Here is an 8,150-nt window from a genome sequence, read left to right as displayed (position 1 = left end):
CGTGGTGGCCAGGGTGGACGCCCGGCACCGGACCGCGATTCACGCCCCAGCTACGGCAACCGTGAAGACCGCCCCGCACGTCCCGCTTTCGGTGGCCGCGATGATCGCCCCGCACGCAGCAACGACCGTCCCTATGGTGATCGCGATAACCGTGGTGGCCAGGGTGGACGCCCGGCACCGGACCGCGATTCACGCCCCAGCTACGGCAACCGTGAAGACCGCCCCGCACGTCCCGCTTTCGGTGGCCGCGATGATCGCCCCGCACGCAGCAACGACCGCCCCAGCCATGGCAGTGCCCGTGACGATCGTGGTCCCCGCACCACAGGTCCCCGCACACCCCCGGAACGGAACGCTGGCGATCTTCGCAGCTCCAACCGCCCTGACCGTGAACGTTCACCAGAGATCGATCCCGATGTCACAGGGGAGGAGCTTGATAAGGTAACCCGCGCGCAGCTTCGTATTTTGGACGCCAAAAACAACGAGTGGGTTTCCAAACACCTAGTCATGGCCGGACGCTTAATCGACTTCGTCCCTGAGGTCGCCTTTGAGCACGCTTTGGCCGCTAGCCGTCGTGGCGGTCGCTTGGCCTGTGTCCGTGAAGCTGTTGCCATGACTGCCTACGCCGCCGGCAAATACGGTGAGGCGTTACGTGAACTTCGCACCTTCCGCCGCATCAGTGGTTCCAACGCTCACTTGCCTCTCATGGCAGATTGTGAACGCGGTTTGGGCCGCCCGGACCGTGCACTTGATCTGATCAAGTCAGAAGACGCTGAAGGTCTGGATCTGGCCGGCAAGGTTGAGTTGGCCATCGTTGAATCCGGGGCTCGCGGGGATCTTGGTGAGATGGAGGCGGCATTATCTGCCCTCGAGATCCCGCAGCTGGATATCAACCGTGCGTTCTCCTTCAGCCCGCGTCTGTTCCGTGCTTACGGCATGATTTTGCGTGCGGCCGGTCGCAAGGATGAGGCTAAAACATGGGAGCGTCAGGCTCTTGTTGCCGAGGAAGCTCTGGGCATCGATGAGGGAACCGATCAGATCATCATCGACCTCGGTGACGATGAAGAGATCCCCTTGGAGTCCCCGCGCGTTCGCGTGTCAGATGTCATGGCTGCACCTGTTGCGCCTGTGATGAACGACGCCGACATCCAGGCCGCTGCGGAACTGCCCTCAGGCGATGCTGAAGTTGCGCAGCACGACGAGCTCAATGTGGATGATGCGCAGTCATCCTACTTTGATTCCGATGACGCCGAGTCAGATGCCGACAGTGCTGACACAGACAGTGCTGACACAGACAGTGCTGACACAGACAGTCATGACGCTGAGAGCCTCGAGCAGGTCCACGAAGAAACTGTTGTAGAAGATGCCGCTGAAGGCGAGGACGTCCAGGAGCCCAGCCACAGTGACAGCTAACGCGTTGCTTAGTGGTTTTGATGCCGTACTGGCGGATTTGGATGGCGTTGTATACGCCGGTCCAAAGGCCATCGATGGAGCAATCGAAGCCCTGATCGGACTCGCTGATATCGGTGTTTCGCTGGTGTATGTGACGAACAATGCGTCCCGTACACCAGCGCAGGTCGCGGCACATTTGCGTGAGCTTGGGGCACCAGCAAATGAGGATCAGGTAGTTAGTTCTGCTCAAGCCGGTGCTGCTTTACTGGCGCAGAAGTTCCCTAAAGGCGCCAAAGTGCTTGTCACAGGCAGCGTCGCTTTGTCGCAAGAAGTTGCGGCGTTGGGTATGGAGGTTGTAACCAGCGCCACGGATTCCCCCGACGTTGTGATCCAAGGGTTTGACCCCTCACTTGGCTGGGCCGATCTTGCCGAGGCTAGCTATGCTATCAACGCTGGCGCGCTCTGGATTGCTACAAATACCGACATGACGATCCCTCGGGATCGCGGAATCGCCCCGGGCAACGGAACCTTGGTTGCTGCGGTCCGAGCCGCCGTCGAACATGATCCGTTGGTGGCTGGAAAACCTGAGGCGCCGCTGTTTCGCACGGCCGCCAACCGTTTGAAGTCCAAGGCCCCGCTGGTCGTGGGGGACAGGCTGGATACTGACATTTTGGGCGGCAACAACGCTGGGATGGCTACTGCTCTGGTGCTGACGGGTGTGGACACATGCGAAACTGCGCTGCGGGCACGCACTGCGGAAAGGCCACGGTTCATCGTAGATACTCTGGCGCAGCTGTATACGGCGTACCCCGAAGTGAAGTTCGACGGCGCGAGAGTCACTTGTGGCGTTGCTGCCGCGACTGTAATGACCTCCGGATCGGGGGATGCAGCCCTGCACATTGCCGGCCGTGCTGATGACACCGATTCATGGCGGGCCGCATGCGCTGCCTGGTGGGCAGCAGTTCCGAGCGCCGCAGAGCCAACGGACCCCACTATTACCTGGGCTAAAACCGGCGCTGGACCGGCAGAGTAATCATGAGAATAGAAGAATCTCCAGAGGAGTCTTTAGAAAAAAAGTCTCTCTCTCAACCCACGGGAGATCCTGCTGTGGACGCTCTAATCGAGCTTGCCAAGGAGACGCTTCAGAGCCCGGTCAGCCAGCATAAGGAACGCTACACACAGACGCTAGAGGGCCTAGAGCGTGAGCTTGATGCCGATCCAGCTGTCGCCATGAGCGGTAAAGAAGCATGACTCGACTCGACCAGGAGTTAGTAAATCGTGGTTTGGCGCGATCGCGAACTGTGGCAGCCACTCTCATCAAGGCCGGCCGCGTCACCGTTGCCGGAGCTCCAGTGATCAAGGCGGCCTACGCCGTTGACACGGAGTCGCTAGTGGTCATTCTCCCAGGCAACGAAGAAGACTATGTGTCCCGGGCAGGCCACAAACTTGCCGGAGCTTTGGCACATTTTCCGCAGGTGCGCGTAATCGGAAAGCGCTGCTTTGATGCGGGAGCTTCCACGGGGGGATTCACCGACGTGCTGTTGCGACGGGGAGCTTCTGCGGTGGCGGCCGTGGATGTTGGGCACGGCCAGCTGGTCGACTCGCTACGTAATGATCCTCGCGTTGAAGTCTACGAGGGCATGAATATCCGCTACATGTCAGCCGATGATATTGGTGGACCCGCCGATCTCACCGTTTGCGACCTCTCTTTCATCTCACTGACGCTTGTCATGGCACCACTTGTCCTTGCCACCAAAATTGGCGGTGACCTGCTCCTGATGGTGAAGCCACAGTTTGAGGTGGGCAAGGATCGTCTTGCTCGTACTGGTGTGGTCAGCAGCGAGAATGAACGACGGCGCGCGGTCGCCCTGGTTGCCTCAGCGGCGGTTGCCAACGGACTTGTTCTGCAGGGTATTGGAGTGAGCGCATTGCACGGTCAAGATGGAAATGTTGAGTATTTTCTACTCGCCACGCGTGTTGTGTCCGGGGCTGCGCATAAGATCGAAGAACAGGAACGTTCTGTGAGGACGTTGCTAGCTACACTATGGCCCGGATCCATGTGAAGACCAGCCATTAGGGCCCAACTTGTTTGAGTTTGAGCATTGTGGGCTTGTGCACGCAGTCCTGACACTAGTGGTTCCGCAACCATGCGGTCCCGCGGAAAGCGATGAGGAAACAACACATGACACGGCGCGTCTTGATTCTGGCCCACACTGGCCGTGAAGAGTCGATGCTTGCCGCCCTCGAGGCGTGCGTTGAGCTTCATGCAAACAACATTGTCCCGGTTATGTATGCCGATGAACTCTCCGACATGACAGGTTACCTAGGCGTATCCGGAGTAAATATGGAGATTCTTGACAAAGATGTCACTCTGGCAGAGATAGAGCTGGTGATGGTTTTGGGCGGGGATGGCACCATATTGCGTGCCGCCGAGATCGTCCGGGAGTACGATGTTCCCCTGCTTGGGGTGAACTTAGGTCACGTCGGTTTCCTTGCAGAAAGCGAACGTGAGGAACTCATTCAAACCGTCGCAGCCGTTGTCCAGCGCAGATACTCGGTGGAAGAGCGTATGTGTCTTGACGTGATAGTCAGGGTGGCTGGAAAAATGGTCGCACACACCTGGGCGCTGAATGAGGTTGCACTTGAAAAAGGCAATCGTGAACGGATGATCGAGGTGGTTACCGAGGTGGACGGGCGCCCACTGACATCCTTCGGTTGTGACGGTGTTGTCATGGCAACACCAACAGGTTCCACGGCGTATGCATTTTCTGCCGGCGGCCCCGTTGTATGGCCCGGTGTGGAAGCGCTTTTGATGGTTCCCATCAGCGCCCACGCGCTCTTTGCTAAACCGTTGGTCGTGGCTCCAACCTCCACGCTTGCCGTTGAGGTGTTGAGCCGCAACGGCGCCTACGGAGTTATTTGGTGCGATGGACGGCGAACAGTTGACCTTTTGCCTGGCGCGCGGATTGAAGTGACGCGTTCCCCTAAACCTGTGAAACTGGCACGGACCCAGCAATCAACGTTCTCCGAACGACTTGTGCGCAAGTTTGAGCTGCCAGTTCAAGGCTGGCGTGGCCCCTCGGCCGAAAATCCGCTGCCCCCAACTACACAGCTGCCGATCATCAAGTCACCAAGGCCCAAATCGGCACTTGAGGGTACGCGCAGCGGTGTGATCCGGCCCGTTCCTGACCTTACCGTTCCGCCGCAGCAAAGTTCTTATTCCGGTACAACCTCTGTTTATGGGGAGGATGAGAGATGATCGAGGAAATTCGCATCCGTGACCTTGGCGTCATCTCAGAATCAACGCTGCCACTGGGGCCCGGCCTAAGTGTTGTCAGTGGTGAAACTGGTGCGGGAAAGACCATGGTGGTGACCGCCGTCGGACTCTTATTGGGTAACAGGGCTGATGCTGGAGCTGTACGTAATGGAGCCAAGTCGGCCTCTGCCGAGGCCACACTAACCCTGCCTTCAGGCCACCCAGCGCTTGTGCGCGCGTTGGAAGCTGGTGCCGACATTGACGAACACAACGGCAGCGCTCAACTGATTCTGGCCCGCTCCGTCAATGCCGATGGCCGTAGCCGAGCCCACGTAGGCGGACGTAGCGCACCCATTGGTGTACTTAACGAGTTGGGTGAGACACTCGTGGCTGTGCATGGTCAATCAGACCAGATTCGGCTTAAAAACCCTTCCGCACAGCGGGCGGCACTAGATAAATTTGCGGCCGAGGCCCACAAAGGCTTTGCCGCCAAAATGCATAGCTACCGCACTGTCTTTGAACGGTGGAGAATTACGCAGTCCCAGCTGCATGAATTGCACACGGCCAGCCGAGAACGGTTGCGAGAAGCGGATGCGCTAACCACAGCCTTAGCCGAGATCGACGCTGTCGAACCACTTGGCGCCGAAGATGAACTCCTCAAAGCCGAGGCGGTCAAGCTGGGCAATGTTGAAGTGCTCCGAAAAGCCGCCTTGGGAGCTCACGAGGCGCTGAGTGCTGCCGACTATGGCGATGGAATCGATGCCGCCACACTTGTGGACAGTGCCCGGCGACTTGTGGAAACCGTCGCCGAGACTGATGAGGAACTGGGGCAGACAACCAAACGACTCGCCGAAGTTGGCTACCTTCTCGCTGACATCGCCCGTGATCTGGTCAGCTACGCCACATCTCTAGACTCCGAGGGGCCTGGTCGACTTGCCGAGGTTGAAGACAGGCGCGGAGAATTGGCCGTATTGGTGCGCAAATATGCCCCTAGTATCGATGAAGTTATCAAGTGGGCTGACACCGCAAGGATCCGGTTGACCGAACTCAGCGATGATTCAGGGCGGATAGAGACGCTGGAAGCCCAGGAAACTGCGGCAGTTCACGAACTCGGCGTGCTGGCCATGGAACTTACCTCACTGCGCAGGAAAGCCGCAGAGAAGCTTGCCAAGGCTGTTAGCGCCGAGTTGAAGGCACTAGCTATGCCAGATGCCAGCCTTGTCATTGAAATCAGTGCAGCCGAGCGCAGCATTCACGGCCAGGATGAGATTGCCTTCCTCCTTGCACCCCATGCCGGTGCGCTCCCGCGTCCATTGGGCAAGGGAGCCTCCGGTGGTGAACTCTCACGGGTCATGTTGGCGCTGGAAGTGGTCCTTGCCGCCGTGGACCCTGTGCCCACGTTTGTCTTTGACGAAGTGGACTCCGGGGTGGGTGGTAAAGCCGCAGTGGAAATTGGCCGCAGACTGGCCATGCTCGCTGAACACGTGCAAGTGTTGGTTGTCACGCACCTGCCCCAAGTGGCTGCTTTTGCTGACCAGCATATCTTGGTGACCAAGAGCTCTGTGAGCAAAAACTCAACCGGAATCACTACCAGCAACGTGCGACTTTTGAATGATGAAGAACGGGTCGTGGAACTGGCGCGCATGCTCGCAGGGCAGGAGGATTCAGCAACAGCGCAGGCACACGCCAAGGAATTATTGCTGCAAGCTGCCCGACCCGTTAAGTAACTCGTGGAGATGGACGGCAGAAAAGCAAAAAACAATGTTGCCGTTCTCAAACTTTTACTGGCTCATTAGATGATAGGCTCGAACTCCGTGGTGCAACGATCAAATTCCCGGTTCAGTGGTCAGTCCAAGACGACCAAACATATCTTCGTCACCGGTGGGGTCGCGTCCTCGCTTGGTAAGGGGCTGACGGCTTCTAGCCTCGGTCACCTACTGCGTGCTCGCGGACTCTCTGTGACAATGCAAAAGCTCGATCCCTATCTCAATGTGGATCCAGGGACAATGAATCCCTTCCAACACGGTGAAGTCTTCGTTACCGATGACGGCGCCGAAACGGATTTGGATATTGGCCATTACGAACGCTTCCTCGATGAAAATCTGGAAGGCTCCGCTAACGTCACAACAGGACAGGTGTACTCAACTGTCATCGCCAAGGAACGCCGAGGCGAGTACCTGGGGGACACCGTGCAGGTCATCCCGCACATCACCGATGAGATCAAACGTCGCATGCGTCTGCCCGCCGAGGGCCCCAACGCACCCGACGTGATCATCACGGAAATTGGCGGCACAGTAGGAGACATCGAGTCCCAGCCGTTCCTAGAGTCGGCACGGCAAGTGCGCCAGGACGTTGGCCGGAACAATGTGTTCTTCGCCCATGTTTCTCTTGTCCCCTACATTGGTCCCTCCCAGGAACTGAAAACCAAGCCCACCCAGCACTCTGTTGCTGCGCTGCGCTCATTGGGTATTCAGCCGGACGCCATCATCCTGCGCTCGGACCGGGTCTTGCCTGAGGCCATGCACACCAAGATCGGCCGCGCCTGCGACGTCGACGTTGAAGCCGTTATTGGCTGCCCGGACGCCTCAAGCATCTATGACATCCCCAAGATCCTGCACTCTCAGGGACTTGACTCCTACATTGTGCGCGCACTTGATCTGCCTTTCAAAGACGTTGACTGGACCAAGTGGGACAAGCTGCTGGACGTGGTGCACAATCCGGCGCATCACATTGAGATTGCGCTTGTGGGCAAATACATTGATCTACCTGACGCCTACTTGTCGGTGACTGAGGCGTTGCGTGCAGGCGGCTTCGCCAATGCCACCAAGGTTAAAATCCGTTGGGTCCCTTCAGATGACTGCGCCACGGAAGCCGGAGCCATCAAGGCTCTTGGCGATGTTGACGCCATCTGTGTCCCCGGTGGATTCGGCATCCGCGGGCTAGAAGGCAAGCTGGGTGCGTTGCGGTTTGCTCGCGAAAACAAGATCCCCACACTGGGACTCTGCCTAGGTCTGCAATCAATGGTTATTGAATACGCACGCAACGTTGTTGGGCTTGATGGGGCTTCCTCCTCAGAGTTTGATGAGAACCCCACTTACCCCGTTATTGCCACCATGGAAGAGCAGCAAGACATTGTTGCTGGCAAGGGGGATCTTGGCGGAACCATGCGCCTTGGCCTATACCCCGCGGTACTGGCTGAGGGATCCGTTGTTGCGCAAACATATGGCAGAACGGATGTCTCTGAACGTCACCGCCACCGCTACGAAGTTAATAATCTGTACCGCGATCAGATTGCTGCGGCAGGACTCGTCTTCTCCGGCACCTCACCGGATGGCAAATTGGTTGAGTACGTTGAGCTTCCCCGCGACGTTCACCCGTATTATGTGTCCACGCAGGCACACCCGGAATTGAGCTCGCGACCCACCCGGCCGCATCCGCTCTTCGCCGGGTTGGTTGCTGCAGCGCTGGAACGCCAGAGCGCCACACGGTTGTTGGAGGTATAGAG

General features: G+C 58.1%; 7 protein-coding genes. All 7 read left to right on the top strand.

All coding sequences use genetic code 11. From position 1 onward, the window contains the following. Positions 1-1,410, top strand: a 1,410-nt coding sequence (locus QMG40_RS13800; RefSeq protein ID WP_283531649.1) for a tetratricopeptide repeat protein, incomplete at its 5' end; no start/stop codon positions are given. Then, positions 1,400-2,422 carry an HAD-IIA family hydrolase gene (locus QMG40_RS13795; protein WP_283531648.1) on the top strand — a complete coding sequence of 341 codons (1,023 nt, stop codon included), beginning with the start codon at positions 1,400-1,402 and terminating at the stop codon, positions 2,420-2,422. The genes QMG40_RS13800 and QMG40_RS13795, both read left to right, overlap by 11 nt. Before the next feature lie 2 nt (positions 2,423-2,424). Further along, positions 2,425-2,640: a hypothetical protein gene (locus QMG40_RS13790; protein ID WP_283531647.1), complete on the top strand. Its 216-nt coding sequence runs from the start codon at positions 2,425-2,427 to the stop codon at positions 2,638-2,640. Then, positions 2,637-3,452 (top strand): TlyA family RNA methyltransferase, encoded by an 816-nt coding sequence (locus QMG40_RS13785; RefSeq protein WP_283531646.1) that lies wholly within the window; start codon positions 2,637-2,639, stop codon positions 3,450-3,452. Before QMG40_RS13790 ends, QMG40_RS13785 begins: the two co-directional genes overlap by 4 nt. 119 nt (positions 3,453-3,571) lie before the next feature. Next, positions 3,572-4,648, top strand: coding sequence for an NAD kinase (locus QMG40_RS13780; RefSeq protein ID WP_283531645.1), 1,077 nt, complete (start codon positions 3,572-3,574; stop codon positions 4,646-4,648). Then, positions 4,645-6,372 (top strand): DNA repair protein RecN, encoded by a 1,728-nt coding sequence (recN, locus tag QMG40_RS13775; RefSeq protein WP_283531644.1) that lies wholly within the window; start codon positions 4,645-4,647, stop codon positions 6,370-6,372. The genes QMG40_RS13780 and recN overlap by 4 nt, the downstream gene beginning before the upstream one ends. Before the next feature lie 69 nt (positions 6,373-6,441). Beyond that, positions 6,442-8,148: a CTP synthase gene (locus QMG40_RS13770; protein WP_283531643.1), complete on the top strand. Its 1,707-nt coding sequence runs from the start codon at positions 6,442-6,444 to the stop codon at positions 8,146-8,148. Positions 8,149-8,150 lie beyond the last annotated feature (2 nt).

Origin of the sequence: Arthrobacter antibioticus (assembly GCF_030063205.1) — a bacterium.
GTDB lineage: Bacteria > Actinomycetota > Actinomycetes > Actinomycetales > Micrococcaceae > Specibacter.
This window is presented reverse-complemented; position numbering and strand designations above follow the sequence as displayed.